Source organism: Mameliella sp. CS4 (assembly GCF_019392335.1).
GTDB lineage: Bacteria > Pseudomonadota > Alphaproteobacteria > Rhodobacterales > Rhodobacteraceae > Antarctobacter.
This window is the reverse complement of sequence record NZ_JAHXRQ010000002.1, coordinates 209,969-233,957: the sequence shown is the minus strand read 5'-3', so window position 1 is coordinate 233,957 and position 23,989 is coordinate 209,969. Positions and strand designations below refer to the sequence as shown.

The following is a 23,989-nucleotide window of genomic DNA, read 5'->3' as shown; positions in this document are numbered from 1 at the left end:
GTGCCCGTTTCCGCTACGTCACAAGAAAGCAGTTTCTTCGAAACTGCGCAGTTTCCGACTGTGGATACGTTCCAGCGGCATGTCGCGCAAGGCTTCCATTGCCCGAATCCCGATCCGCAGGTGCCGGCTGACCTGTGTTCTATAGAAATCCGAGGCCATGCCGGGCAGTTTCAGCTCGCCGTGCAGGGGCCGGTCAGACACGCAGAGCAAGGTGCCATAGGGCACCCGGAACCGGAAGCCGTTGGCCGCGATCGTGGCGCTTTCCATGTCCAGCGCGATAGCCCGCGACTGGCTGAGCCGTTTCACCGGACCTGCATGCTCGCGCAACTCCCAGTTGCGGTTGTCCAGAGAGGCAACCGTCCCCGTACGCATCACGCGCTTGAGGTCGAAACCGCTCAGCTCGGTCTCGACCTCGACCGCGTCTTCCAGTGCGATCTGGATTTCGGCCAGGGCCGGGATCGGCACCCAGACCGGCAGGTCATCGTCCAGCACCTTGTCTTCGCGCAGGTAGGCATGGGCCAGCACGTAGTCGCCCAGCGATTGCGAGTTGCGCAGACCCGCACAGTGCCCCACCATCAGCCAGGCATGCGGGCGCAGCACCGCGATGTGGTCGGTCGCGGTCTTGGCGTTCGACGGCCCCACCCCGATGTTGACCAGCGTGATCCCCGCCTGCTTGCCCCGTTTCAGGTGATAAGTGGGCATCTGCGGCATGCGTTCTGGCGACAGCAGCGGCGCTTCAGGGTCGGTGATCTCGACGTTCCCGGTGCTCACGAAACTGGTATAGCCGCTGTCGGGATCGGCCAGCATGGCCCGGGCGTAGGCCTCGAATTCATCGACGTAGAACTGGTAGTTGGTGAACAGGACGTGGTTCTGAAAATGCTCGGGGGCGGTCGCGGTGTAATGCGCCAGACGCGCCAGCGAGTAGTCCACCCGCTGCGCGGTGAAAGGCGCCAAAGGCAGCGTGCCATCTGCGGCGGGCTGGGCCTGGCCGTTGACGATGTCATCATTGGTGGTGGTCAGATCGGGCACGTCAAAGACGTCGCGCAGCGCGAAATTGGCCGCGCCTTCCTGCGGGACATTCACATCGGGGAAATTGGCCACCGCGAAATGCACCGGCATGGGCGTGGCCGACAGCCCGATGCGGATCTTGACCCCGTGGTTGCCCAACAACAGGCCGATCTGCTGCGACAGGTAGTTGCGGAAGAGGTGCGGGCGCGTGACCGTGGTGGCATAGGTGCCCGGCTGCGTCACGTGACCAAAGCTGAGCCGGCTGTCGATCTTGTCGAACCGCGTCGTGGTCAGCCGGATCTCGGGATAGTAGGCGCGCAGGCGCACGCCCGGGTGGCCCTCAGCCATTGCTTTCAGGAACCCGTCCCGCAGGAAAACCGCCGCCGCATCGTACAATTCGCACAACCGCTCGACCGCCTGGTCCGCGTCTTCGTAGCTTTCCTGTCCCGGTACATCGGGCGTGACGATCTCTAGATTTTCTGCCGTGTCCTGCATCACCACCCCCTGATTTTGGCCGGAGGTTGACAGGTAAGCGCACGGGGTTCAAGTTGGCGAAAAGGTCAGAGGTGCTGACATGGATTACGAGACCGTTTCGCCCGAGGTTTTCGGCGCATCCCTGCGCGGGCTGGGAATGAACCTGCTGGTGCGCGACGTGCCGCACCATTGCGCCATGCTGAAGGCCGTCTTTGGCATGACAGCGCATCGCGTCACCGCCGATTTCGCCATTATTCGTTATGGCGCGACGGTGTTCCAGCTGCACGCGGACGGCACCTATTCCGCCAATCCCTACCTGTCCTTCTTGCCGGAGGCGGGGCCGCGGGGGGCCGGGGCGGAACTGCGCCTGTACGACAGCGACCCCGACCAGGCCGCCGCCCGCGCAGAGGCCAATGGAATGCTGATCCTGCAGCCGCCCACGGACAAACCCCACGGCCTGCGCGAGACCTACCTCGTCTGCCCAGACGGCTACGCCTGGGTGCCGTCGCGTCCGCTCTGAGGCTTTGCGCGGGCAGGTCCCGCCGTTAGGATCAATCCACACCCGCGCATTGTCCCAAAGGGGGTATCGCAAGATGTTTCGCCGTATTCTCATTGTGCTGATGGGCGTGATCCTTGTTGCCCTGCCCGCCCTGGCGCAGGACGAGATAACGCGCCATGACCGGATCGCGAACTGGTCGCTTTTCGAGGACCGGGGATATTGCTGGATGGCCACCAACACGCGCCTGCCCGGCAGCGACCGCCTTATGCTGACCATCGACCTGCAGGAAAGCGTGTTGATGTTCATCGATTTCGCCGATGGCTCGGTTTTCGACGACACGGCCGATCACGCGCTGTTCCTGGGCTCGCGCAAGGTGCTGTTCCGCTCGCGCGGGGAATGGGCCTGGACCTATCGCGATTCCCCCGAACGCCTGGTCGAAACCATCCTTGAAAGCACCGAGGTCGGCTTCGAGGTCCACCTCGCGGATGCGGGCGATATGGATGTCCTGAAAGGCCGCTGGGAAACCCGGGACGCGCAGCGGGCCTACGACACGTTGCGCGCAAGCTGCGGGCGCTGATAGGATCGCGCGGTAACGTTAACCAGGGGACCCTCATGAACGCACCGCAGAACATCGCCAATATCGACCATTGGCAGGAGCGCGTGGATCTGGCCGCCGCCTTCCGCTGGACCGTCCGTCTGAACATGCACGAGGCCGTGGCCAATCACTTCAGCCTGTCCATCAACGAGGACGGCACAAAGTTCCTGATGAACCCGGACCGCAAGCATTTCTCGCGCATCAAGGCCTCGGACATGCTGGTGGTGGATGCCAATGATCCCGAAACGCTGAACCGTCCCGGTGCACCGGACCCGACCGCATGGGGCCTGCACGGCGGGTTGCACCGCGCCTGCCGGCACGCACGCTGCGCGATGCACGTCCACTCCATCCACGCCACGGTGCTGGCCTGCCTCAAGGACAAGCGCCTGCCGCCGCTGGACCAGAATGCGGCGATGTTCTTCAACCGGCAGGCGGTGGATGACCAATACGGCGGGCTGGCCTTCGAGGAAGAGGGAAAACGGTGCGCCGAACTGATGGCCGACCCCAAGGTCAAGACGCTGGTGATGGGCAACCACGGCATCATGGTGATCGGTGACACGGTGGCCGAGACCTTTAACCGGATGTACCTCTTTGAACGCGCGGCGCAGATCTACATCACCGCGCTGCAGACCGGGCAGACGCTGGACATCCTGTCGGACGAGGTGGCCGAAAAGACCGCCCGCGAGATCGAGGAATACCCCGGTGGCGACCATCGCCACCTGGACGAACTCAAGGCGATCCTCGACGAGGAAGGCTCGGACTACGCGACCTGATTGTCAGATCCGGCTGTTCAGGCCCGGGTGAAGGTCACCACCCGGCTGAGATCCCGCGCATGCGGGCCGGAGGCTTCCGGCCCGTAGATGCGGACCTCGCGCACCGCGAGATCGGCAATCCGCGGACCCAGTTCCGCAAGGCGGGCGTCATAGCCCTTGGCCTCCCAGTGTTCGGCGTTGATCGACAGCGCCACGACACCGCCCGGGCGCACGACGCGCAGCACCTCTTCCAGCGCGTCGGGCCCGACGTGGCCGTGGGTAAAGGTGCCCGAACTGGCCGCACCTGCATAGGCCCCGTCATCCACCGGCAGACGCTCCAGCAGGTTGCCGGCGAACAGCCGCGCATAGAGCCCCTTTGCCCCGGCGACATCCAGCATCTCTTGCGAGAGGTCGGTGGCGTCCACCGGGCCGATACCGCAGGTTTTCAGCGCCGCGCCCAAGAGGCCGGTTCCGGCGCCCAGGTCGATCACAGGCCCCTGCCCGCCCACAGAGGCAAAGGCCTCTGCCACGTGCAGCGGCAGCATGTAATCCATGTCCACGGCGAATTCGTCGTCATAGGTCGTAGCCCACTCGGCGTAGAGCCTGCGGTTGTCGTCGGGGGTTTGCAGCGCGTAGGCCGCTTCCAGATCGGGATCGTCCTGCATGGGGTCAGAGCCTAGTCGCGCCACCCCCACGCTGTCCAGTGCCGGGCGGTTCAGCGCGTCCGCAACCCGGTTTCATACAGCAGGCCCTTGCGCTTGGCCTCGTAGTAATAGCCCCGCGCGTACCACTTGATCGAGTTGTCCCAGTCCCCATCCGCCACGATATAAGCGCCCTTGAGGTACTTCAGGCCGTATTTCAGGTTGGTGTCCGCATCCAGAAGATCGCTGTTCTTGCCCTGGAACCCCATCGAGCGGGCGGTCTGGGGCAGGATCTGCAAGAGGCCCCAATAGGGTCCGGCCCGCGCGGCGGGATTGTGGGTGCTTTCACGGATGGCCAGCCGATGCACCAGCCCCCGGGGCAGCTCGTAGTGATCGGCCCAGCGGTTGATCTTGGCGCGCAACTGCGGCGTTTCGTTCGGATGCAGGGGGATGGCGCCCTGTGCGGGACCGGCCTCGGCGGGTTCGCGCCGCCCGGTGGAACAGGCGGCGACTGCGGCAAGAGCCGACAAGAGAAACAGACGACGGGCCAGCATGCGAGTATCTCCGAAAGGTGCGCGCTGTCCTAGCGCGCTGTCAGGCCCTGCGCGAGTCCGCTGGCGCGGCGTCGGCAAAAGCCCGCCATGGTACAGCAGATCGGCAGCCCTGCGCCAACCGCCCCACCGTCCGCGACATCGCGTCAAGACTTGCATCTTGACGCGCGCGGCGCCACCTAGGGCGCATGACAAAGACCCTGCTCTCTCTTGGCCACGGATATTCCGCGCGGGCGCTGGCGCCGCTTCTCCTGTCCGAAGGCTGGGAGGTGATCGGCACGACTCGCGATCCGGCCAAGCTGGAGGCCATGCGCGCCACGGGCGTGACACCGATCCTCTGGCAGGAGGACAGCGTGTCAGAGGCGCTGGACCGCGCGACGCACCTGTTGATGTCCGCCGCCCCCGACGCCGAGGGCGACCCGGCGCTGCGGCTGGCGGGCCCCGCCATCGCGGCGCGCGCGCCTGACATCGAATGGGCCGGCTACCTGTCGACAACCGGGGTCTACGGCGACCATCGGGGCGGATGGGTGACAGAGGACACGCCGCTCGACCCGGCCACGCGGCGCGGGCAATTGCGGGTCGAGGCAGAGACCGCCTGGGCCGCCGTGCCCGGCCTGCCGCTGCATATCTTCCGTCTTGCCGGAATCTATGGCCCCGGTCGCGGCCCCTTTGCCAAGCTGCGCAAGGGCACCGCGCGCCGCATCATCAAGCCGAACCAGGTCTTTTCGCGCATCCATGTCGAGGACATCGCGCAGGTCCTGCGGACCTCCATCGCGCGGCCCAATCCCGGCGCGGCCTACAACCTGTGCGACAATGCCCCGGCCCCCCCGCAGGATGTGATCGCCTGCGCCGCCGAGATGCTGGGGATGCCGATCCCGCCCGAAGTCCCCTTTGAAGAAGCGGACCTCAGCCCGATGGCACGCAGTTTCTACGGCGAAAGCAAGCGCGTCTGTAACGCACGCATCAAGGAGGAACTGGGCGTGACCCTGCGCTATCCCGATTACCGGAGCGCGCTGGCGGCCATTCTTGCCGCCGAACAGGCGTCCGGAGGATGAAGGACGCCCAAGAGGCGCCGGACCCCGAAACGGTGCGCAATCCGCAAAGCTTGGGCGACCTGCTTGAGGCGATGCGCCCCGAAGACGGCGCCGAGCGGATCTCTGTCGAGACGGTCCTCAGCCGCGTCGGCGACCAGTCCTTTGTGGCGGTTATCCTCGTGGTGGCTATCGTGCTTGTCTCGCCCATTTCGGGCATTCCCGGGACGCCCACCTTGGGGGCGCTGATCACCATCCTGGTTTCGGTACAGGCGCTGTTGGGGCGGCGTCATCTCTGGCTGCCGAAGTTCCTCCGCCGCCGCAGCATCAGCGCGCGAAAGATGAACCGCGCGATCAACTGGCTCAGCCGGCCTGCGGGCTGGATGGACCGGCACAGCAGCGGGCGGCTGCGGCTGCTGAGTTCGCGCGCCCTGCGGCCCTTTACCTTTGCCGCCGTGACCCTGATCGCGATCTCCTGGCCGATCCTGGAACTCTTGCCCTTCGTGACCTCTTTCTTTGCCGGGGCCGTATCGATGATGATGTTCGGGGTGATGACCCGCGACGGGATCTACCTGCTGGCCGGCTATGTGCAGGCGGGCGTGCTGGTACTGATCCTCGCCTCGATCTGGTCGGGCCTGATATGAAAACGGCGCCCCCTTCGGGGCGCCGCAAATTCATGTCCGAACTGCCTGGCGCAGCTCAGCTGCGCACCAGCTTCTCATAGCTTTCCGAGATCTCGCGCGTCATGGCGCCCACCTCGAAGTTGAAATCGCCGATCTGGCCCACGGGCGTGACCTCGGCGGCGGTGCCGGTCAGCCAGCACTGCTCAAAGCCTTCCATCTCTTCGGGCATGATGTGGCGTTCATGCACCTTGATCTGGCGATCCTGCAACATGCTGATGACGGTTTGACGGGTCAGACCGTTGAGGAAGCAGTCGGGCTTGGGCGTGTGCACCTCTCCGTCCTTGACGAAGAAGATGTTGGCGCCGGTCGCCTCGGCCACGTAGCCGCGGTAATCCATGAACAGCGCGTCGGAACAGCCCTTGGCCTCGGCCGCGTGTTTCGACGTGGTGCAGATCATGTAAAGACCGGCGGCCTTGGCATGCACCGGGATCGTCTCGGGCGAAGGCCGCTTCCACTTGGAGATGTCGAGCTTGGCACCCTTCATCTTGGCGTCGCCATAGTAGTTGCCCCAGGACCAGGCTGCGATGGCCAGGCGAACCGGGTTGCGCGCCGACGCGACCCCCATGTCCGGCCCCGCGCCACGCCAGGCCACCGCCCGGACGTAGGCGTCGGTCAGCCCGTTGGCCGCCAGGACGGCCACCTTGGCCGCCTCGATCTCATCGACGGTGTAGGGGATTTCAAAGTCCAGCTCGCGGGCCGAGAAATGCAACCGCTCCGAATGCTTGCGGGACAGGAAGATCTTGCCGTTGTAGCAGCGCTCGCCCTCGAAGACAGAGCTGGCATAGTGCAGCCCGTGGGTCAGTACGTGCACATTTGCCGCCCGCCAGTCCACCATCTGACCATCCAGCCAGATCTTGCCGTCGCGATCGTCATATGCTCCATCTGCCATCTTCTCTCTCCTCATGTGCAGCGGGCCAAAATTTTCGATTGTTGCGCGAAAAGCGTCCGGAGTGGACATAAAGTTGCGCTAAATCTGCGACTCGCTACCAGTTGACTCTTGGAATGTCAACAAGGCTGACTTAAAATGCCCAAAAACCAGGAGGGGCAGAAATCATGTCAGAGGGGCGCAGCCCGCAGGGTGAGACCCTGCTTTTCCTTACCGACGAGCAGTTGCGACAGGGTGCGGAGGCGATGTTCTTTGCCTACAGGGGCTTTACCGCCGATCCCGACCGGATTCTGGACGGGCTCAGCTATGGCCGCGCGCATCACCGGGCGCTGCATTTCATCCATACCGCGCCCGGCACGACGGTGAACAACCTCTTGACCATCCTGGGCGTGACGAAACAATCGCTGAACCGTGTCTTGCGCACCCTGATCGAGGATGGCCTTGTCGAAAGCCAGGTCGGTCGTACCGACAAACGGGAACGTCACCTGTACCTGACCGAAGCCGGCGAGGCGCTGGAACGCGAGCTGTCGGACGCCCAGCGGACCCGGATGCGCGCCGCCTTTCGCGATGCCGGCCCCGAGGCCGTCGCGGGCTTTCGCCGCGTGCTGGAGGCAATGATGGACCCCGAGATGCGGCGGCAGTATCACAAGCTGAGGGGAGGCCGGGGATGACCGAGAACGACGCGCATCTGCTCATCGTGGACGACGACGAACGCATCCGGGGGCTGTTGCAGAAGTTCCTGGTGCGCAACGGGTTTCTGGTGACGGCGGCCCGCGATGCGGCGCACGCCCGGCGGCTGCTGTCGGGACTGGATTTCGACATGATCATCCTGGATGTGATGATGCCCGGCGAAGACGGCGTCAGCCTGACACAGAGTATCCGCGAAACCTCGCAGACGCCGATCCTGCTGCTGACCGCCCGGTCGGAAACCGAGGATCGCATCAAGGGGCTGGAGGCCGGGGCCGACGACTACCTCGCCAAGCCCTTCGAGCCCAAGGAACTGCTCCTGCGGATCAATGCGATCCTGCGGCGGATGCCCGAACCTAGCGCCGAGGACAGCGCGCCCAAGCTGCTGACGCTGGGCGATTTCCGCTATGACATCGAGCGCGGCGAGATGTGGCAGGGCGAGGAGATGGTGCGCCTGACCGCGACCGAAAGCCAGCTGATGCGGATCTTTTCGGCCCGTCCGGGCGAGGCGCTGAGCCGCGCGAAACTGGTCGAGGAACTGGGCCGCGACAAGGGCCAGGCGCAGGAACGCGCGGTCGACGTGCAGATCACGCGGCTGCGGCGCAAGCTGGAGGCCGATCCGAAACAGCCGCGCTACCTGCAGACGGTGCGCGGCGCGGGATACATGCTGGCGCCCGACTGACGGGTTGCGGCCCCGGGCGTTTCGCGGTTTGGTCGGGCGGAGTCGCGCCCTCTGGGCGCGTTTCTGAGTATTTTTAGAGAGAAGAAACAGGGGGCGCGCGATGGCGACGGCACTTTTCACCCATGCGGATGCGCTGGATCACGTGACGCCCGAGGGGCACCCGGAACGGGTGGCGCGGATCGAACACCTGCTGCACGCTCTGGCCGGGCTGGACCTGGATCGCCGCGCCGCGCCCGAAGTGGAGGAGGCGCAGCTGCGGCTGTGCCACCCGCAGCGTTACATCGACCGGATTCGCGGCGGCGTGCCGGACAGCGGGCGCAACCAGCTGGACGCCGACACCTGGATGTCGCCGGGGTCCTTCCGCGCTGCTTCGCGGGCGGCCGGGGCCGCTGTTGCGGCGGTGGACGCGGTGCTGGGCGGCGAGGTGGACAATGCCTTTTGCGCCATGCGACCGCCGGGCCACCACGCCGAGCGCGAGACCCCGATGGGGTTTTGCTTCTTCGGCAACGTGGCGATTGCGGCCAAACACGCGCTGGAGGCGCATGGGTTGAGCCGGGTTGCCGTCGTGGATTTCGACGTGCACCATGGCAACGGCACTCAGGACCTGCTGTGGGACGAGGCGCGCACGCTGTTCATCGGCTCGCACCAGATGCCGCTCTGGCCCGGGACGGGCAGCGCGGAGGAACGCGGCGCCCATGACAACGTGCAGAACCTGCCGCTGCCGCCGGGGTCGGGTGGCGCCGAGATGCGCGCGGCCTGGGCCCCTGCATTGTCGCGGCTGCGCGCCTTCCGGCCCGAGCTGTTGATCATCTCTGCCGGATTCGACGCGCATCGGGACGATCCGCTGGCGCAGTTGGAATGGACGGTCGAGGATTTCCGCTGGATCACGCGCGAATTGTGCGCGCTGGCGGCGGATGAATGTGGCGGACGCGTGGTGTCCTGCCTCGAAGGGGGCTATGACCTTGGCGCGCTCAGCGACAGCGGCAAGGCGCATGTGGAGATACTGATGGAGGCGGGCAGATGAGCGAGACCCCGGTCGAGGAAATGAGTTTCGAACAGGCAATGGCCGAGCTGGAAAAGGTCGTGGGCCTGCTGGAACGCGGCGACGTGGCGCTGGAAGAGTCCATTTCGCTGTACGAGCGCGGCGCGCAATTGAAGAAACGCTGCGAGGACAAGCTGAAGGACGCCGAGGAAAAGGTGGCGGCCATCACGCTGGACGGCGACGGCAACCCTGTGGGGACGAAGCCGGTCGAGGGGCTCTGATGGGGTTTCCGGACGGGCTGGCAGAGGCGGCCCGGACAATCGAGGATCATCTGCGGCACGTCCTGTCGGAGTCGGGCGACCTGCCGGTGATCCGGGCAATGAGCTATGCGGCCTCGGGCGGCAAGCGCCTGCGCGGCTACCTGGTGCTGGAAGGCGCGCGCATTCATGGCATCGCGCCCGCGCGGTCGATCTGGCCCGCCTGCGCCATCGAGGCGATCCATGCCTACAGCCTGGTGCATGACGACCTGCCCTGCATGGATGACGACGACCTGCGGCGCGGGATGCCGACGGTTCATCGCAAGTGGGACGAGGCGACCGCCGTGCTGGCGGGGGATGCGCTGCAGAGCCTTGGGTTCGAACTGGTGGCCCGTGAGGACTGCCATCCGGACGCCGTGGTGCGCGCCGACCTCTCGCTCAGCCTGGCCCGTGCGGCGGGGGCACGCGGCATGGTGCTGGGCCAGGCGCTGGACATGGCGGCGGAACAGGCGGACACGCCTCTGGACCTGGACCAGATCACCGCGCTGCAGGCGGGCAAGACCGGCGCACTGTTCGGCTGGTCGGCAGAGGCCGGCGCGCGAATGGCGCGGGCCGACATCGCGCCCCTGACCAGCTATGCCCGGGCGCTTGGACTGGCCTTCCAGATCGCCGACGACATCCTGGACGTCGAGGGCGACGCCGCCCAGATGGGCAAGGCCGTCGGCAAGGACGCGGGTCGCGGCAAGGCCACTTTTGTCAGCCTTCTGGGGATGGACGGGGCGAAACGCCGCGCCGAATCCCTTGTGACAGAGGCCTGCGACTGCCTATCTGTGTATGGCAGCGAAGCTGGAAACTTGCAGGACGCCGCGCGCTTCGTTATCTCGCGCCGGACCTGACCAGACGGAGGGCGCCATGAGCGACCGGCCCCAGACCCCATTGCTCGACCGCGTCCAAGGCCCGGCCGATCTCAAGCATTTCTCCGATGCCGAGCTGGAACAGCTGGCCGAAGAACTGCGGGCCGAGACGATCGCGGCCGTCTCTGAGACCGGCGGCCACCTGGGCGCGGGCCTGGGCGTGATCGAACTGACGGTGGCGTTGCACGCGATATTCGACACGCCCCGGGACAAGATCATCTGGGACGTCAGTCACCAGTGTTACCCGCACAAGATCCTGACCGGGCGGCGCGAGCGGATGTCCACTCTGCGCCAGAAGGATGGGCTGTCGGGCTTCACCAAGCGGTCCGAGTCGCCCTACGATCCCTTCGGCGCGGCCCATAGCTCGACCTCGATTTCCGCGGCACTCGGCTTTGCCGTGGCGCGCGATCTGGGCGGCGTCTGCGACACTGGCCACGGCGACGCGATCGCGGTGATCGGCGATGGCGCCATGAGCGCCGGCATGGCCTTCGAGGCGATGAACAACGCCGGGCATCTGGGCAAGCGGCTGATCGTGATCCTGAACGACAACGAGATGAGCATCGCGCCGCCGACCGGCGCACTGTCATCCTATCTCAGCCGCCTCTATGCCGAGGCCCCGTTCCAGGACCTCAAGGCCGCCGCCAAGGGCGCGGTGTCGATGCTTCCGGAACCCTTCCGCGAGGGGGCCAAGCGCGCCAAGGAGATGCTCAAGGGCATGACCGTGGGCGGCACCCTGTTTGAGGAGTTGGGGTTTTCTTACCTTGGGCCGCTGGACGGGCACGACCTGCACCAGCTGCTGCCGGTGCTGCGCACCGTGCGCCAGCGGGCGACCGGGCCGATCCTGCTGCATGTGCTGACCAAGAAGGGCAAGGGCTATTCCCACGCCGAACATGCCCCCGACAAGGGCCACGCCCGGGCCAAGTTCGACGTGGTCACGGGCAAGCAGAAAAAGGCGCCGTCAAACGCGCCCTCCTACACCAAGGTTTTTGCCGAAGCGCTGTTGCAGCAAGCCGCCGAGGACCCGCGCATCTGTGCGGTGACGGCGGCGATGCCCGATGGCACCGGGCTGGATCTTTTCGCCGAACGCTATCCCTCGCGCTGCTTTGACGTGGGCATCGCGGAACAGCATGGCGTGACTTTCTCCGCCGGACTGGCGGCGGGGGGCATGCGGCCCTTCTGCGCGATCTATTCGACCTTCCTGCAGCGGGGGTATGACCAGGTGGTGCACGACGTCGCGATCCAGCGGCTGCCGGTGCGCTTTGCCATCGATCGTGCGGGCTTGGTCGGGGCCGACGGGGCAACACATGCGGGCAGCTATGACGTGGCCTACCTGGCTAACCTGCCGGGCTTTGTCGTCATGGCGGCGGCGGACGAGGCCGAACTGAAACACATGGTCGCCACGGCCGCGGCGCATGACAGCGGTCCCATCGCCTTCCGCTATCCGCGCGGTGAAGGCATGGGCGTCGAGATGCCGGAGCGCGGCGAGGTGCTGGAAATCGGCAAGGGCCGGATGATCCGCAAAGGCAAGGGCGTGGCGATCCTGTCCTTTGGCACCCGGCTGAAAGAGGTGCTGGAGGCCTGCGAAGCACTGGAGGCGCGCGGAGTTTCTCCCACCGTGGCGGATGCGCGCTTTGCCAAGCCGCTGGACAGGGACTTGATCCTGGGCCTGGCGCGGGACCATGACGCACTGATCACCATCGAGGAAGGCGCCATTGGCGGCTTTGGCAGCCATGTTGCGCAGCTGCTGGCAGAGGAAGGTGTCTTTGACACCGGGCTCAAGTACCGTTCGATGGTCCTGCCCGACATCTTTATCGACCAGGCCAGCCCGCGCGACATGTACGCGGTCGCCAGATTGAACGCCGAGGATATCGAGGCAAAGGTTCTGGACACGCTTGGCGCCGCGGTCCTGGACAAGCGGGCCTGACGATCAGGGACGGGGCCCGAGGCGCGGTGTTACAACATCGCGCGCAGCATGGCCGTATTGTTCTGGATCACCGCATTCAGTTCGGTCATACGGGCAAGACGTTGCTCGATGCCCTTCTGGCAGGCATCCAGTTGCTCGACGATCCCCTCCAGCTCCTTGCGTGACTGCTTGAGACTTGCGCTTTCGATCTTGCACATCATTCGGGTCGAACTGAGACCGGTGACATAGCGCTTCATGTCCAGAACGCTGCGGGCAAAGCGCTTGGCCTCGGCCTCCACCCGCACCAGAGACGCCACCGTTTCATCGAGAAACTTCTGGCGGTGGGCTGCAAGCTCCGCCATCTCGGACCTGGCATCCATGCTGTCGGGATAAAGCGCCGCGTCGGTTTCGAAGCACTCCATCATTTCGTGTTCCAGCGCGGAGGCAAAGCCAAGGAACTGGCCACACAGGATCGCATCTCGCATCCGGGCAAAGACACAGGCATCACCATCGACAAAGGTCTTTACCCAGGTCGACATCTCTTCGAGCATCTGGCTGTAGTTGACCGAGATCGCGCTGATCGCGGCACCGGCATTTTCCAGACGTGAGGCGATGATGCGCATGTTCATCGGCACCGTGCGGATCACCTTGAACGACTCTGTCAGGTCGGCGGTTTCCACGCCGACCTGCGCAATCGCCCGCGACATTTCCAGGAACCGGCGCTGCAACGGCTCGATGGCCTGTCCTGTCGCAGTGGCGCGCGCCTCGAACTCGATCGCCAGGGCCTGGCTCTGGAAGGTATTATAGTTGGAAAACCCCTGCGCCCTGATGGCGGCAAGCAGCGCTTCGGCGCTGTCCCTCGGGGCCAGCCCCTCTTCCTTTTCCCGGCGCAGCAGATCGGAATACAGGGCGGACACCGTACCAAAGAGATCGGAACTCGGCTTCAGCCGCGTCGAGATATACCCGCCCTCCGCCGGACAGACGAGCGCGAAGACCCAGTAGTACTTGCCGCTCTTGCTGCGGTTCTTGACGTAGGCGCCGGTTGGCTTGCCCGCCTTGATCCGGTCCCAGAGCAGGTGAAAGACCCCCTTGGGCATGTCCGGGTGGCGGATCAGCTTGTGCGGCGCCCCAAGCATCTCCTCCCAGGGGTAGGCGGCGACGCGTTGGAAGACGCAGTTCCCCGCCTTGATGATACCCCGGCCATCGGTCCGGGAATAGAACAGTTCCGTCAGGTGAAACGATGCCTCGGTGGCGGCAAAGCCGCTCTCTGCGGTAAAGCGGGGGGTGTGTTCCGTCATGTGTCAATCCTGAAGCAAGGATGCGTCGGAATGTACGCCGGCGCGGTGCCATTGAAGACGGGACAAAGACAACTGTCCCGGCGCGTCAGCTCTAGATCATCGACCGCAGCAGCGCGGTGTTGTTCTGAATGATGGCGTTGAGTTCCATCACCCTGGCCAGGCGGTCCTCGATTTCCTGTTGGCAACTGTCCAGCTGTTCGACGATCCCGGCCAAAGAGCTGCCGGATTCGGACAGGCTTGCGCTTTCGATCTTGCACATCATCCGGGTCGAACTGAGCCCGGTGACATAACGTTTCATGTCCAGAACACTATGAGCAAAGCGCCGCGCCTCGCGTTCCACCGACGACAGCCTGTCGATTGTCTGCTGCATGAACCGCTGTTCATGTTCCGTCAGCTCTGTAATTTCGCGGTCGATGTCGATCGTGTCCGGGTAGGCATCCTGACTGGTCCCGAACCCGGCGATCATCTCGCGTTCGACCGCCGATGCGAAACAGAGGAACTGGCCCATGTAGATGGCGCTGCGGATATGGGCAAAGACGCAATCGTCCCCCTCGACGAAGGCCTTGACCCAGGTCGACATCTCTTCGAGCATCTGGCTGTAGTTGACGGAAATCGCGCTGATCGGCCCGCCGACATTCTCCAGCCGAGAGGCGATGATCCGCATGTTCATGGGCACGGTCCGGATCGCCTTGAAGGCCTCGGTCATCTTGTCAGCCTCGTCCCAGACCTCGGCAATGGCGCGGGACATGTCGACGAAACGCTGCAGCATCGGATCAAGCGACCGCCCCATCTGGCGTGAGCGGGCCTCGAATTCCGTGGCAAGCGCATGGCTCTGGAAATTGTCATAGGTGGCAAAGCCCTGGTCGCGGATCCACTGCTGCAGGGTCCCTGCGCTGTCCGCCGGACTCATACCGTCCTGCTCGTGCTTCAGCATTGCGGCATACAGCGCCTCGACCTCGGCCCGCAGCGGCGAGACGGGTTTGATCCGGGTCGAGATATAGCCATCCTCGGTCGGCGCCACGAGCGCGTAGACCCAGTAGAACCGCCCGCAAATGCGCCGGTTCTTGACATAGGCGCCGGTGGGTTGGCCCGCCTTCAACCGTTCCCAGAGCATGTGAAACACGCCCTTCGGCATGTCCGGATGCCGGATCAGCTTGTGAGGGGCGCCAAGCAGCTCCGGCCATTCGTGTCCTGCGACCCGCTGAAACACCTCGTTGCCCGCCTTGATCATCGCCCGCTTGTCAGTGCGGGAATAGAAGGCCTCATTCACCTGGAACGTGGCTTCGGACTTGGACACCCCGGACGGGAATGCGGGATCGAGTTCGGACATGGGCGCGCCTCCTGCTTCGGGGCGACCCTAAAGCGCAAACCCTTTTCGAATCCTGAACGCAAACGCGCGGCACCGGGGTGCCGCGCGTCTGATTTCGATTGGATTTGATCCTTAACCCGGGCTCATGCCGCGCATCTTCTCCGACCGGCGGCGCAGCAGTTCGACCGTGGTCAGCAGCATGATCGAGATCGCCACGAGGATTGTCGCGACTGCCAGGATCGTCGGGCTGATCTGTTCCCGGAGGCCCGTGAACATCTGCCACGGCAAGGTCTGCTGCTGCGCAGAGCCGACGAAGATCACCACCACGACCTCGTCAAAGGAGGTGATGAAGGCAAACAGCCCGCCCGAAATCACGCCCGGCAGGATCAACGGCATCTGCACGCGGAAGAAGGTCGTGACCGGATCCGCGCCCATGTTGGCCGCCGCCCGCGTCAGCGAGCGGTCAAAGCCCACCAGCGTCGCCGTCACGGTGATGATGACGAAGGGAATGCCAAGCGCCGCGTGCGCCAGGACAACGCCCATCAGCGTCCCCTGCAGACCGATCCGCGAGTAGAAGAAGTACATGCCGGCGGCCGAGATGATCAGCGGCACGATCATCGGTGAAATCAGGATCGCCATGATGGCGCGGCGGAACGGGACGTGCTCCGAGCTGAGGCCGATGGCCGCCAGCGTCCCAAAGCTGACCGACAGGAAGGTCGCCAGCGGCGCGATGATCAGCGAGTTGCGCAACGCTTGCTGCCATTCCGACGAGGTAAAGAAGTCACGGTAGTGCTTGAGGCTGTAGCCCTCTGGGTCGAACCGCAGCATTTCCGGCGTGAAGGTAAAGAAATCCTCGGCGTTGAACGACAGCGGCATGACCACCAGGATAGGCGTGATCAGGAAGACGAAGATCGCACCGGCGATCACCCGAAAGCTGTATTCCCACAGCACCTGGCCGGAGGTCAGGTAGGGCGGCAGCGGGACGCGGTGACGGCCCATGCCGATCCAGTAGATGAACCAGCCGAAGAACCAGCCAAAGATCGCGCCGACCACCAGGCCCGGCAGGCCCCCCAGCAGGTAGCCCGCCACCGCCATCACGGCGACCAGCACCAGCTTGAAGGTCTTTTCCAGTTTCGGATCCAGCACTGCCAGCGCGACAAAGGCCAGCGCGGCCAAAATCACGAACCCCAGCAGCAGCCCCATCAGAACCGATCCATTGGCGGCTCCGACGAAGATCCCCGCAAATCCCCCTGCCGCTCCGACGACCGGAGCGGAAAACTGGATCGGCTGTTTGACGGCTTGTGTCTCGACGGCCATTGCTCAGCTCTCCTGCGTCTTCGGCGCGGCCTCGGCACGCGCCTTTTCGATTGCCGCCTGCATCATGTGCGGTCGGAATTCGGTGTTGTGGTAGATGCGGTAGCCCCGCAGCGTCCCGGCCAGGGCCAGGCCGGTCGACACCAGCGTGACCCAGACCTTTTGCGTCGTCACGTAAGATCCGACAGCCATGCAGAGCGTGGCCAGGACCGTCCCCGGGACCATCCGCTCACGCGCCCAGCCGGTGAAGGACAACAGCGGCATGGCAAGCGCCAGAAGGCCAAGTCCCAAGGCCGTGGCCTTGGCCCCCAGCAGCAGGGCATCCTTGTCGTGCATCACGAGCGACAGGATGAACCCCGCGGCCAGGCCGCCCACCATCCACAGGAGGGCGTGTTCGTAGCGGCCCCTGGCCCAGAGCGCTTCCCACATCGGGTCGCCGGGTGCGCCTTGCAGCGTGGCCATCATCAGCCCCCGAGCTTCACGTTGTCGATGCCGACGATCCGGTCGTAGGCCCAGTAGAGGATCAGCACGACCGCCAGCAGGATGGTCCCCAGCGCAGCCGCGAGGCCCCAGTTGAGCGACGACGAGATGTGATAGGCGATCCGGTTCGAGATGAAGGTACCGGTGGTGCCGCCAACGATCTCGGGCGTGATGTAGTAACCGATCGACAGGATGAAGACCAGGATGCTGCCTGCGCCGATCCCCGGCACGGACTGCGGGAAATAGACCCGCCAGAAGGCTGTCCAGTTCGTCGCGCCCAGCGATTTCGCCGCACGGACGTAGGTGGGCGGGATCGTGGACATGACCGAATACATCGGCAGGATCATGAAGGGCAGCAGGATGTGGGTCATGGCGATGATCGTGCCCAGCTGGTTGTTGATCATCACAAGGCGCGCCGCATCATCCACCAGTCCCAGCCAGACCAGCACGTCGTTGATGACCCCCTGTTGCTGCAGCATGACCTTCCAGGCCGAGGTGCGCACCAGAAGCGAAGTCCAGAAGGGCAGAAGCACAAGGATCATCAGCAGGTTGGCGGTGCGCATCGGCAGCGTCGACAGCAGGTAGGCCACCGGGTAGGCCAGCGCGATACAGCTGAAGGTGATGACGAGGCTCATGAACATCGTGCGCTTGAACAGCAAGCCGTAGATGCGTTCGTCCTCGTCCCGCAGAGCCGGGCCATCCGGCGTCTTCTGCATGTCCACGGCGTTCAGGAAATACCCGCTGGTATAGGCAGGGCTATAGGTCTTGATGGTCCGCCAAACAGCCAGATCCATCCAATCCTCGTCGATCTCTTCGAACGTGGATTTCAGGTCGGCGGTCTGGAAATCCGGACTGTCGACCAGCTCATCCGCCGCCTTGAGCATTTCGGCGCGGGGGCCGTCATAGGAGGAAACGTCGCCATCGCGCAGGTCTTCGTAAAGACGTGTCAAGACAATGGTCCAGGGTTCCTCCTCGAAGGGGCTGTCCTCGTCTTCGACGCGCACGAACTCTGCAAATCGGCTATACATTTCCGCCGTCCGGGGCAGGACATCGGCGATGCCGTCGCGCATCTCGAATGCGGGAATGGGATCGTTGAAATCCTCGTCGTTTTCCCTCGCCTTGTCCTCGGCCTCGACCCAAGCCTTGTAGGCAGCCACACTGTCGGCGGTGCCCATCAGTTCCGCCCAGGGCAGTGCCTCGTCCCAGTTTTCGTCAAGGTCCTCGAGTTGGTCCAGGTAGACCTCGCCGATGTCGTCCAGGCCGCGGCCCGACTTGCGGAAAAGCGAGGAAACGCCGGTCAGCTCGTAGTTCAGGCGCGAGCCAAGCCGTGTGTGGATCTTGTATTCCGCAGCCAGGAAAATATCGGTGTATGCTGCGTCAAAGACGGCGTTGTCGGGCAGTTCGCCGCTGGTGTCATCCCAGTCGGCCAGCGCCTCGACGGTGCGGGGCAGCGTGTCGCGCACGATCTGGTTTTCCACGGAGCGGAACAGCATGTCCGCGATGGGCGCGATGAATGTCAGCAGGACAAAGATCAGCAGCGGCGCGATCAGCGCCAGGGCGCGCATCTTCTGCGCCCGCAGCGCCCGTGCCAGGCTGCGTTTCAGAGGGGTGCCGTCGGCGGCCAGAACCGGCCCGTCATTGCCGGAACCGTGCGGCGGTTCGCCTTCCCGGGCGTCCAGTGCGGCTGCCTCGTGAAAGGCATCCTCTGGCGTCGGTGCGTCGGACGTCTGCGGTCCGGATCCCTTCAGCGTGCTCATGCCGCGCCCTCCACTAGAATGAGTGTGCCCTCGGAATGGGCTTGTCTGATTTTCACGAGATCCTGATAGGCCGGATCGTGATAAGCGGCCTTGGCCGCGTCGTAACTGGGATAGGCGATCACCACGTGGCGCGCGCCCAGTTCGCCCTCGAGCACTTCGGCCCTTCCGCCGCGCACGATGTACCGCGCACCGTAGCCGCGCATGATCGGGGTGTTGCCGTCGACATAAGGCTTGTAGGCCTCGGGATCCTTGACCGTCACATGGGCGATCAGGTAGCCCAGCGGCGCGTCGCCAGCCGGTTCGGGCAGATCCTCGTCATTGCCTTCGGCAACCATGATCGCGCTGGTCGCATTGGCCCTGCGGATCTTGGCAACGTCCTGATAGTCGGGGTCGTGATAGGCCTTCAGTGCTGTATCGTAGCTGTCGAACTCGAAGACGACGTGCCTCTCGTTGGCCGTTCCCTCGACAACTTCGGCCTGCCCGCCGCGTACCAGGGGTCTGGCACCGTGGCTCAGCAGGATCGGCGTATCCCGGGCAACGTACTCTTTGTACGGTTCGGGATCGGTCACCGTGATGTGGCCGATGATATAGCCCTTCGGCATGTGGTGTCCCCGTCGTTTATTTTGGTCCGTGGCGGGCGGTAGCGCCCGCCACGAACGATCTTGGTCTCACGGGGCGGGGACCATCCCCGCCACGGCGCGAGATCAGTTCTGGGCGAGCCAGGACTGGAATTTCGCGTCGATGTCGTCGCGGTAGTCAGCCCAGAACTCGTAGTTGTAGAGCAGGGTGTTGCCCGCGTTCGCCGGATCGGTCGGCATGTGCGGCGCCATGTCGATGCCCAGTTCTGCGTGCTGCGACACCATCGGGGCCGAGCTTTCGCGGGCCGGACCGTAGGAGATGTACTTGGCCTGATCGGCCAGACGCTGGGTGTCGGTCGCGAAATAGAGGAAGTCCTTCACACGCGCCAGAGCCTCGTCGGACAGGCCCTCGGGCACGATCCAGCCGTCCAGGTCGAACACCTGCATGTCCCAGAGCATCGCGACCGGCTGGTCCTGCTCCTCGATGACCGAGAAGAGACGGCCGTTGTAGGTCGAGCCCATGAAGACCTCGCCATCGGCCAGCAGCTGCGGCGTGTCGGCGCCGGCCGACCACCAGACAACCTGGTCCTTGATGGTGTCCAGTTTCGCAAGCGCGCGATCCTGGCCTTCGTCGGTTTCCAGAACGTCGTAGATCTCGTCCTTGGCCACGCCGTCACAGTACAGCGCCCATTCCATGTTGTTCAGCGGGCGCTTTTCCAGCGCGCGCTTGCCCGGATAGGTTTCCAGGTCGAAAACGGCGCAGACATCGGACGGCGGTTCGACGCCTTCCGGCACCATGTCGGAACGATAGCCGAACGTGGTCGAATAGACGATCTGCGGGATGAAGCAGTCGGAAACGATCAGGTCGCCGAAGTCGTCCTCTGCACCGGTGCCATCGGGGGCCTCGGCCAGGGTGTCGTCAAAGTCGATTTCCATCGCCAGGCCTTCGTCGCAGAGGCGGATCGCCGATGCGGCGGTCACGTCCACGAGGTCCCAGGTGATGTTGCCTGCTTCGTTCATCGCGCGCAGCTTGGCCACTGCCTCGGCAGAGCTTTCGTCCCAAGCGACCGACACATCCGGGTGCATTTCCAGATAGGGCTCGACATAGGCCTTCAGCTGCGAGTTCTGGTAGGCACCGCCCCAGCTCACGATGGTCATGTCTTTGGACATTTCCTGAGCCGAAACGCCCGCCGCTGCCACGGTCAAGGCCGTGGACGCCAGCAGTGTCTTTGTGAGTTTCATCAAATAACTCCCTAGTTCACCCGTTATCTTGGTTGAGGCGATGTTACGGGTACGAACCTCGCCCCAAGGTCTCGTCCCCACGCACGTGCAGACGGCGCAGGCGACGGCATTCGGATTACCCGGCGTCCAGCGCCCGGCAATCTTCGGGCAGCCAGCCGATCTCGATCTGGCTGCCGGGCTCCAGCCGCACCTGGTCAGGTGCGTTACGGGTCTTGATGACGAAGTCGTCATTGCCCGCGACACGGAGCCTCGTACGAAAGATATCGCCCATGTAGATGAATTCCACTACTTCGGCTTTCAAAGTATGGACGCCTTCCTTGAGACGCTCCTTGTTGAATTCCACCCGCTCGGGCCGGATCGAGACGCGCGTGCGCTCTCCGACCTCGGACACGTTGACCGGCGTGGCGTCCAGCACCTCGCCGCTGTCGAGCTTCACCACGCAGGTATCACCCTTGATTTCCTGCACCACGCCTTCCAGCGTGTTGTTCTCACCGATGAACTGGGCCACGAAGCTGTTCTGCGGTTTTTCGTACAGCTCGTCCGGTGGCGCCAACTGTTGGATTCGCCCGTCGTTGAAGACGGCGACGCGGTCCGACATGGTCAGCGCCTCGGTCTGGTCGTGGGTCACATAGACCACGGTGATGCCCAGCTGGTGCGCCAGGTTGGTGATCTCGAACTGCATGTGTTCGCGCAGCTGCTTGTCCAGCGCGCCCAGCGGTTCGTCCATCAGGACCAGCTCGGGCTCGAAGACCAGTGCGCGGGCCAGCGCGATCCGCTGCTGCTGACCACCCGAAAGCTGTGCCGGGCGACGGCCGCCAAAGGCCCCCATCTGCACCATGTCCAGCGCGTGCTTGACCTTCTTTTCCCGGTCGGCCTTGCCGATCTTGCGCACTTCCAGCGGAAAGCTGAGGTTCTCCGCCACGGTCATATGCGGGAACAGAGCGTAGTTCTGGAACACCATGCCGATGCCGCGCTTGTGCGGCGGGATGTTGTTGATGCTGACGCCGTCCAGCATGATTTCACCGTGCGTGGCGGTTTCGAACCCGGCCAGCATCATCAGGCAAGTGGTCTTGCCCGACCCCGACGGTCCGAGCATCGTCAGAAACTCGCCTTTCGGCATGCTGAGGTTCAGGTCTTTGACGACGAGTGTTTCGCCATCATAGCTCTTTTGCACGCGCTCAAAGGCGACAAATGCGTCGCCACTAGCTCCATCAGCCACGTCAGACTCCCTGTCTGTTATTTCGCGGATGTTTCTCCGCTGTATTGTGCTCAGACTAAAGCGCGTGACGTTTGGACATGCAAGCAAATCGCTGAAATCTGCGTATCCGGCAGGCAAATACGGCTCTTCCGGCTACAAAAACGGCGCCTGGCCGGGCGAATGGCAGGCCATTTGAACCGATTCGGGCAATATGCCTGCGCCCTTGACAGCGACTTTGGCCACACCCGCTCGGCAAGGCAGCCCCGGACGCCGGGTCAGCCTGTCCGTTTGGGCAGAGTCCGCGCCAGGGGTGCGGGCACGATCACCCGTGTCCCGGGCATGATCCGGCCCGCGATCTGCCGCAGGTGGTCAGGCCGGAACGCGATGCAGCCTTCGGTCGGAAACCCCGGTCGGCGCCAACGGTGCAGAAAGATGGCAGACCCCCTGCCCCGCTCGGCCCGGGGCCAGTTCCAGTCGGTCAGCAAAACGAGATCGTAAAGCCGATCGGCCCGACGCAGGCGCTCATGGCTCCACCCGTAGGGCGCACGCACCATGAGATTGTAATCCTCGTGCGCGGGATCGTCCGACCACAGATCGCCCGGCCCGATCGGCACCGCCCACTCGGCCGGGCGCGCGATCCGGTCGGGACGATAGAGCATGCCGGTGATGCGGTGCACCCCCGCCGGGGTGGCGCCGTCCCCCTCGCGCTTGTCCGTTGTCACGCCGCCCCGCCCCACCGAACAGGGCCAGAGCCGCCCCGCGAAGCGCAGGCCCCGCGGCGTCAGGATCATGTCGCGGGCGCTCATCGTATCCCGGGTTCCAGGTCGCGCGGGTCGTCGACCTCGACACGCCAGAAATCACGCGCCTCAGGGGGCAGAGCGGCCAGCGCCCTGTCCCAGTCCGGCCCCCGGATGGCACGGCGCAAGGCCCAGGCCACCGCCTCGATGCAATTGTCCGGGGTCAGGTTGTGATCCGGGCGCAGTGCCTGCGCCTCTCGCGTCAGGGCGTCGCGTGGCGCCCAGGAGGCGGGCGGCACCTCGGGCTGCCAGCCGGCGACAAAGATTGCCCTGGGCACGCTGGGCAGCACGCTGGCAAAGCGCAGCCCCTGTTCCGCCGTCACCCGCCGCCGAAAGACATGAAAGACCCCGTCCAGCGCCGTGTAGGCCATGTTGTCGGACTCGAGATCCATCCGCGCCTTCACGTCGTCCAGAAAGGCGCGGTACTCTTGGCTTGCGTGGCGGTATGTCCAGGGCTGCGGCACGGGTCAGGCCGCTTCGGCGCGGCGCAGGCGCTGCATCGCCTGCGCCGCGATCTCGAAGGACCGCAGACGCGCCGCATGATCGTGGATCTGCCCGGTCAGGATCACCTCGTCCGGCGCAAACTTGTCAATGAAGCCGCGCAGTTGCGATTCAACCTGCGCCGCGTCGCCCACCGCGCTGATCCGCAGTGCCTCGTCCAGCGCCGGCATCGCGCCCGCCGGCACCACCGAGGAGAGGTCATCGACCGGGGCCGGCAGCTTGCCCGGCTTCCCGGTCCGCAACCGGTAAAAGGCCTGCTGCATTGTCGTGCGCAGCCTGCGCGCCTCGGCGCCTGTATCGGCGGCAAAGACGTTGATCGCCACCATCGCATATGGCCGGTCCAGCGAGGCCGAGGGCCGGAAATGGCGCCGGTAAACCTCCAGCGCCTGTTCCAGCATCTGCGGCGCGAAATGCGAGGCAAAGGCATAGGGCAGCCCCAAGAGCGCCGCCACCTGTGCGCCATGCAACGAAGAGCCCAGGACCCACAGCGGAACCTCGGTCCCCTCGCCCGGCAGCGCGCGCACCGGGCGGCCCTCCTGCGGCGGTCCCAAGAGCTCGCGCAGTTCGCCCACCTCGGCGTGGAACTGCTCGGCCCGTTCTGGATGCACCCCCAGTGCCCGCATCACCATGCCGTCGCCCCCCGGCGCGCGACCAAGGCCAAGGTCGATCCGGTCTGGGTAGAGCGTCGCCAGCGTGCCAAAGGCCTCGGCCACGGCCAGAGGCGCGTGGTTGGGCAGCATGATGCCCCCTGCCCCGACGCGCATCCGGCTGGTCAGCCCGGCGACATATCCGATCAGAACCGCCGTCGCCGCCGAGGCAATGCCGGGCATATTGTGATGTTCCGCCATCCAGTAGCGGTGATAGCCCCAGGTTTCGGCATTTTGGGCAAGGTCACCGGTGTTGCTCAGCGCGTCGGCGGCGGTGAACCCCTCGGGCACGGGTGACAGGTCTAGCAGGGAATAATGCATGC

26 protein-coding genes are annotated in these 23,989 nt (G+C 64.7%); 11 read left to right on the top strand and 15 right to left on the bottom strand.

All coding sequences use genetic code 11. The annotated features are described in order from the left end of the window. Positions 1–18 precede the first annotated feature (18 nt). Positions 19–1,503 (bottom strand): AMP nucleosidase, encoded by a 1,485-nt coding sequence (locus KZZ07_RS04450; protein WP_219512502.1) that lies wholly within the window; start codon positions 1,501–1,503, stop codon positions 19–21. A gap of 79 nt (positions 1,504–1,582) precedes the next feature. Here KZZ07_RS04450 and KZZ07_RS04445 point away from each other — a divergent pair, with 79 nt between their 5' ends. The 3 genes from KZZ07_RS04445 (at position 1,583) to KZZ07_RS04435 (ending at position 3,349) form a co-directional block, all read left to right on the top strand. Next, positions 1,583–2,002, top strand: a complete 420-nt coding sequence (locus tag KZZ07_RS04445) for a VOC family protein (protein WP_219512501.1) — start codon at positions 1,583–1,585, stop codon at positions 2,000–2,002. 73 nt (positions 2,003–2,075) lie between these two features. Continuing rightward, complete coding sequence (locus KZZ07_RS04440; RefSeq protein WP_219512500.1) at positions 2,076–2,558, top strand: hypothetical protein; 483 nt, start codon at positions 2,076–2,078, stop codon at positions 2,556–2,558. Positions 2,559–2,593: 35 nt separating this feature from the next. After that, entirely contained in the window at positions 2,594–3,349 is a 756-nt protein-coding gene (locus tag KZZ07_RS04435) for a class II aldolase and adducin N-terminal domain-containing protein (RefSeq protein WP_219512499.1), read from the top strand. A gap of 17 nt (positions 3,350–3,366) precedes the next feature. Here the strand turns inward: KZZ07_RS04435 and KZZ07_RS04430 are convergent, their stop codons facing one another. Continuing rightward, entirely contained in the window at positions 3,367–3,993 is a 627-nt protein-coding gene (locus tag KZZ07_RS04430) for a class I SAM-dependent DNA methyltransferase (protein WP_219512497.1), read from the bottom strand. 50 nt (positions 3,994–4,043) lie between these two features. Further along, a complete protein-coding gene (locus KZZ07_RS04425) occupies positions 4,044–4,523 on the bottom strand; it encodes a transglycosylase SLT domain-containing protein (protein WP_219512496.1) in 480 nt (159 codons plus the stop codon). Between the two features lie 185 nt (positions 4,524–4,708). Between KZZ07_RS04425 and KZZ07_RS04420 the strand changes: the two genes are divergently transcribed. Together KZZ07_RS04420 and KZZ07_RS04415 are read left to right on the top strand one after the other, a co-directional pair. Continuing rightward, complete coding sequence (locus tag KZZ07_RS04420; RefSeq protein WP_219512495.1) at positions 4,709–5,575, top strand: SDR family oxidoreductase; 867 nt, start codon at positions 4,709–4,711, stop codon at positions 5,573–5,575. Further along, positions 5,572–6,195, top strand: coding sequence for an exopolysaccharide biosynthesis protein (locus KZZ07_RS04415; RefSeq protein ID WP_219512494.1), 624 nt, complete (start codon positions 5,572–5,574; stop codon positions 6,193–6,195). The genes KZZ07_RS04420 and KZZ07_RS04415 overlap by 4 nt, the downstream gene beginning before the upstream one ends. Positions 6,196–6,250: 55 nt before the next feature. Here KZZ07_RS04415 and KZZ07_RS04410 read toward each other — a convergent pair whose 3' ends face one another. Continuing rightward, on the bottom strand, positions 6,251–7,123 hold the full coding sequence (locus tag KZZ07_RS04410) for a branched-chain amino acid aminotransferase (protein ID WP_219512493.1): 873 nt from the start codon (positions 7,121–7,123) through the stop codon (positions 6,251–6,253). A gap of 164 nt (positions 7,124–7,287) precedes the next feature. Between KZZ07_RS04410 and KZZ07_RS04405 the strand changes: the two genes are divergently transcribed. The 6 genes from KZZ07_RS04405 (at position 7,288) to dxs (ending at position 12,566) form a co-directional block, all read left to right on the top strand. Next, a complete protein-coding gene (locus tag KZZ07_RS04405; RefSeq protein WP_219512492.1) occupies positions 7,288–7,791 on the top strand; it encodes a MarR family winged helix-turn-helix transcriptional regulator in 504 nt (167 codons plus the stop codon). Further along, positions 7,788–8,489 carry a response regulator gene (locus KZZ07_RS04400; protein ID WP_069209215.1) on the top strand — a complete coding sequence of 234 codons (702 nt, stop codon included), beginning with the start codon at positions 7,788–7,790 and terminating at the stop codon, positions 8,487–8,489. Before KZZ07_RS04405 ends, KZZ07_RS04400 begins: the two co-directional genes overlap by 4 nt. Positions 8,490–8,589: 100 nt before the next feature. Further along, entirely contained in the window at positions 8,590–9,513 is a 924-nt protein-coding gene (locus KZZ07_RS04395; RefSeq protein WP_219512491.1) for a histone deacetylase family protein, read from the top strand. Then, positions 9,510–9,752, top strand: a complete 243-nt coding sequence (locus KZZ07_RS04390) for an exodeoxyribonuclease VII small subunit (protein WP_219512490.1) — start codon at positions 9,510–9,512, stop codon at positions 9,750–9,752. Before KZZ07_RS04395 ends, KZZ07_RS04390 begins: the two co-directional genes overlap by 4 nt. Next, positions 9,752–10,624 carry a polyprenyl synthetase family protein gene (locus tag KZZ07_RS04385; RefSeq protein ID WP_219512488.1) on the top strand — a complete coding sequence of 291 codons (873 nt, stop codon included), beginning with the start codon at positions 9,752–9,754 and terminating at the stop codon, positions 10,622–10,624. The genes KZZ07_RS04390 and KZZ07_RS04385 overlap by 1 nt, the downstream gene beginning before the upstream one ends. A gap of 16 nt (positions 10,625–10,640) precedes the next feature. Next, complete coding sequence (gene dxs, locus KZZ07_RS04380; protein WP_219512486.1) at positions 10,641–12,566, top strand: 1-deoxy-D-xylulose-5-phosphate synthase; 1,926 nt, start codon at positions 10,641–10,643, stop codon at positions 12,564–12,566. Between the two features lie 29 nt (positions 12,567–12,595). Here the strand turns inward: dxs and KZZ07_RS04375 are convergent, their stop codons facing one another. From KZZ07_RS04375 to KZZ07_RS04320, 11 genes are all read right to left on the bottom strand, one after another. After that, positions 12,596–13,843 carry a PAS domain-containing protein gene (locus tag KZZ07_RS04375; RefSeq protein WP_219512485.1) on the bottom strand — a complete coding sequence of 416 codons (1,248 nt, stop codon included), beginning with the start codon at positions 13,841–13,843 and terminating at the stop codon, positions 12,596–12,598. 91 nt (positions 13,844–13,934) lie between these two features. Further along, positions 13,935–15,173, bottom strand: a complete 1,239-nt coding sequence (locus KZZ07_RS04370; protein WP_219512484.1) for a PAS domain-containing protein — start codon at positions 15,171–15,173, stop codon at positions 13,935–13,937. A gap of 111 nt (positions 15,174–15,284) precedes the next feature. Continuing rightward, a complete protein-coding gene (locus tag KZZ07_RS04365; RefSeq protein ID WP_219512483.1) occupies positions 15,285–16,469 on the bottom strand; it encodes an ABC transporter permease in 1,185 nt (394 codons plus the stop codon). A 3-nt stretch (positions 16,470–16,472) separates the two neighbouring features. Beyond that, entirely contained in the window at positions 16,473–16,928 is a 456-nt protein-coding gene (locus tag KZZ07_RS04360) for a hypothetical protein (RefSeq protein WP_219512482.1), read from the bottom strand. Between the two features lie 2 nt (positions 16,929–16,930). Next, positions 16,931–18,703 carry an ABC transporter permease gene (locus KZZ07_RS04355; protein WP_219512481.1) on the bottom strand — a complete coding sequence of 591 codons (1,773 nt, stop codon included), beginning with the start codon at positions 18,701–18,703 and terminating at the stop codon, positions 16,931–16,933. Beyond that, positions 18,700–19,305 carry a DUF1330 domain-containing protein gene (locus KZZ07_RS28040; RefSeq protein ID WP_367181421.1) on the bottom strand — a complete coding sequence of 202 codons (606 nt, stop codon included), beginning with the start codon at positions 19,303–19,305 and terminating at the stop codon, positions 18,700–18,702. Before KZZ07_RS28040 ends, KZZ07_RS04355 begins: the two co-directional genes overlap by 4 nt. A gap of 102 nt (positions 19,306–19,407) precedes the next feature. Beyond that, complete coding sequence (locus tag KZZ07_RS04340) at positions 19,408–20,523, bottom strand: extracellular solute-binding protein (RefSeq protein ID WP_219512480.1); 1,116 nt, start codon at positions 20,521–20,523, stop codon at positions 19,408–19,410. 115 nt (positions 20,524–20,638) lie between these two features. Further along, positions 20,639–21,742, bottom strand: a complete 1,104-nt coding sequence (locus KZZ07_RS04335; protein ID WP_219512478.1) for an ABC transporter ATP-binding protein — start codon at positions 21,740–21,742, stop codon at positions 20,639–20,641. A 254-nt stretch (positions 21,743–21,996) separates the two neighbouring features. Then, the gene (locus tag KZZ07_RS04330; protein ID WP_219512476.1) at positions 21,997–22,527 is read right to left on the bottom strand and encodes a L,D-transpeptidase family protein; all 531 of its coding nucleotides are present in this window, start codon (positions 22,525–22,527) and stop codon (positions 21,997–21,999) included. Next, a complete protein-coding gene (locus KZZ07_RS04325) occupies positions 22,524–22,982 on the bottom strand; it encodes a DUF2267 domain-containing protein (RefSeq protein WP_219512474.1) in 459 nt (152 codons plus the stop codon). Before KZZ07_RS04325 ends, KZZ07_RS04330 begins: the two co-directional genes overlap by 4 nt. Positions 22,983–22,985: 3 nt before the next feature. Beyond that, positions 22,986–23,987 (bottom strand): LLM class flavin-dependent oxidoreductase, encoded by a 1,002-nt coding sequence (locus KZZ07_RS04320; RefSeq protein WP_219512472.1) that lies wholly within the window; start codon positions 23,985–23,987, stop codon positions 22,986–22,988. Positions 23,988–23,989 lie beyond the last annotated feature (2 nt).

Bases quoted from the DNA above. Each gene is read 5' to 3' on its own strand.
- KZZ07_RS04450 (WP_219512502.1), bottom strand. From the start codon at position 1,503: ATGCAGGACACGGCAGAAAATCTAGAGATCGTCACGCCCGATGTACCG.
- KZZ07_RS04445 (WP_219512501.1), top strand. From the start codon at position 1,583: ATGGATTACGAGACCGTTTCGCCCGAGGTTTTCGGCGCATCCCTGCGC.
- KZZ07_RS04440 (WP_219512500.1), top strand. From the start codon at position 2,076: ATGTTTCGCCGTATTCTCATTGTGCTGATGGGCGTGATCCTTGTTGCC.
- KZZ07_RS04435 (WP_219512499.1), top strand. From the start codon at position 2,594: ATGAACGCACCGCAGAACATCGCCAATATCGACCATTGGCAGGAGCGC.
- KZZ07_RS04430 (WP_219512497.1), bottom strand. From the start codon at position 3,993: ATGCAGGACGATCCCGATCTGGAAGCGGCCTACGCGCTGCAAACCCCC.
- KZZ07_RS04425 (WP_219512496.1), bottom strand. From the start codon at position 4,523: ATGCTGGCCCGTCGTCTGTTTCTCTTGTCGGCTCTTGCCGCAGTCGCC.
- KZZ07_RS04420 (WP_219512495.1), top strand. From the start codon at position 4,709: ATGACAAAGACCCTGCTCTCTCTTGGCCACGGATATTCCGCGCGGGCG.
- KZZ07_RS04415 (WP_219512494.1), top strand. From the start codon at position 5,572: ATGAAGGACGCCCAAGAGGCGCCGGACCCCGAAACGGTGCGCAATCCG.
- KZZ07_RS04410 (WP_219512493.1), bottom strand. From the start codon at position 7,123: ATGGCAGATGGAGCATATGACGATCGCGACGGCAAGATCTGGCTGGAT.
- KZZ07_RS04405 (WP_219512492.1), top strand. From the start codon at position 7,288: ATGTCAGAGGGGCGCAGCCCGCAGGGTGAGACCCTGCTTTTCCTTACC.
- KZZ07_RS04400 (WP_069209215.1), top strand. From the start codon at position 7,788: ATGACCGAGAACGACGCGCATCTGCTCATCGTGGACGACGACGAACGC.
- KZZ07_RS04395 (WP_219512491.1), top strand. From the start codon at position 8,590: ATGGCGACGGCACTTTTCACCCATGCGGATGCGCTGGATCACGTGACG.
- KZZ07_RS04390 (WP_219512490.1), top strand. From the start codon at position 9,510: ATGAGCGAGACCCCGGTCGAGGAAATGAGTTTCGAACAGGCAATGGCC.
- KZZ07_RS04385 (WP_219512488.1), top strand. From the start codon at position 9,752: ATGGGGTTTCCGGACGGGCTGGCAGAGGCGGCCCGGACAATCGAGGAT.
- dxs (WP_219512486.1), top strand. From the start codon at position 10,641: ATGAGCGACCGGCCCCAGACCCCATTGCTCGACCGCGTCCAAGGCCCG.
- KZZ07_RS04375 (WP_219512485.1), bottom strand. From the start codon at position 13,843: ATGACGGAACACACCCCCCGCTTTACCGCAGAGAGCGGCTTTGCCGCC.
- KZZ07_RS04370 (WP_219512484.1), bottom strand. From the start codon at position 15,173: ATGTCCGAACTCGATCCCGCATTCCCGTCCGGGGTGTCCAAGTCCGAA.
- KZZ07_RS04365 (WP_219512483.1), bottom strand. From the start codon at position 16,469: ATGGCCGTCGAGACACAAGCCGTCAAACAGCCGATCCAGTTTTCCGCT.
- KZZ07_RS04360 (WP_219512482.1), bottom strand. From the start codon at position 16,928: ATGGCCACGCTGCAAGGCGCACCCGGCGACCCGATGTGGGAAGCGCTC.
- KZZ07_RS04355 (WP_219512481.1), bottom strand. From the start codon at position 18,703: ATGAGCACGCTGAAGGGATCCGGACCGCAGACGTCCGACGCACCGACG.
- KZZ07_RS28040 (WP_367181421.1), bottom strand. From the start codon at position 19,305: ATGCCGAAGGGCTATATCATCGGCCACATCACGGTGACCGATCCCGAA.
- KZZ07_RS04340 (WP_219512480.1), bottom strand. From the start codon at position 20,523: ATGAAACTCACAAAGACACTGCTGGCGTCCACGGCCTTGACCGTGGCA.
- KZZ07_RS04330 (WP_219512476.1), bottom strand. From the start codon at position 22,527: ATGAGCGCCCGCGACATGATCCTGACGCCGCGGGGCCTGCGCTTCGCG.
- KZZ07_RS04320 (WP_219512472.1), bottom strand. From the start codon at position 23,987: ATGCATTATTCCCTGCTAGACCTGTCACCCGTGCCCGAGGGGTTCACC.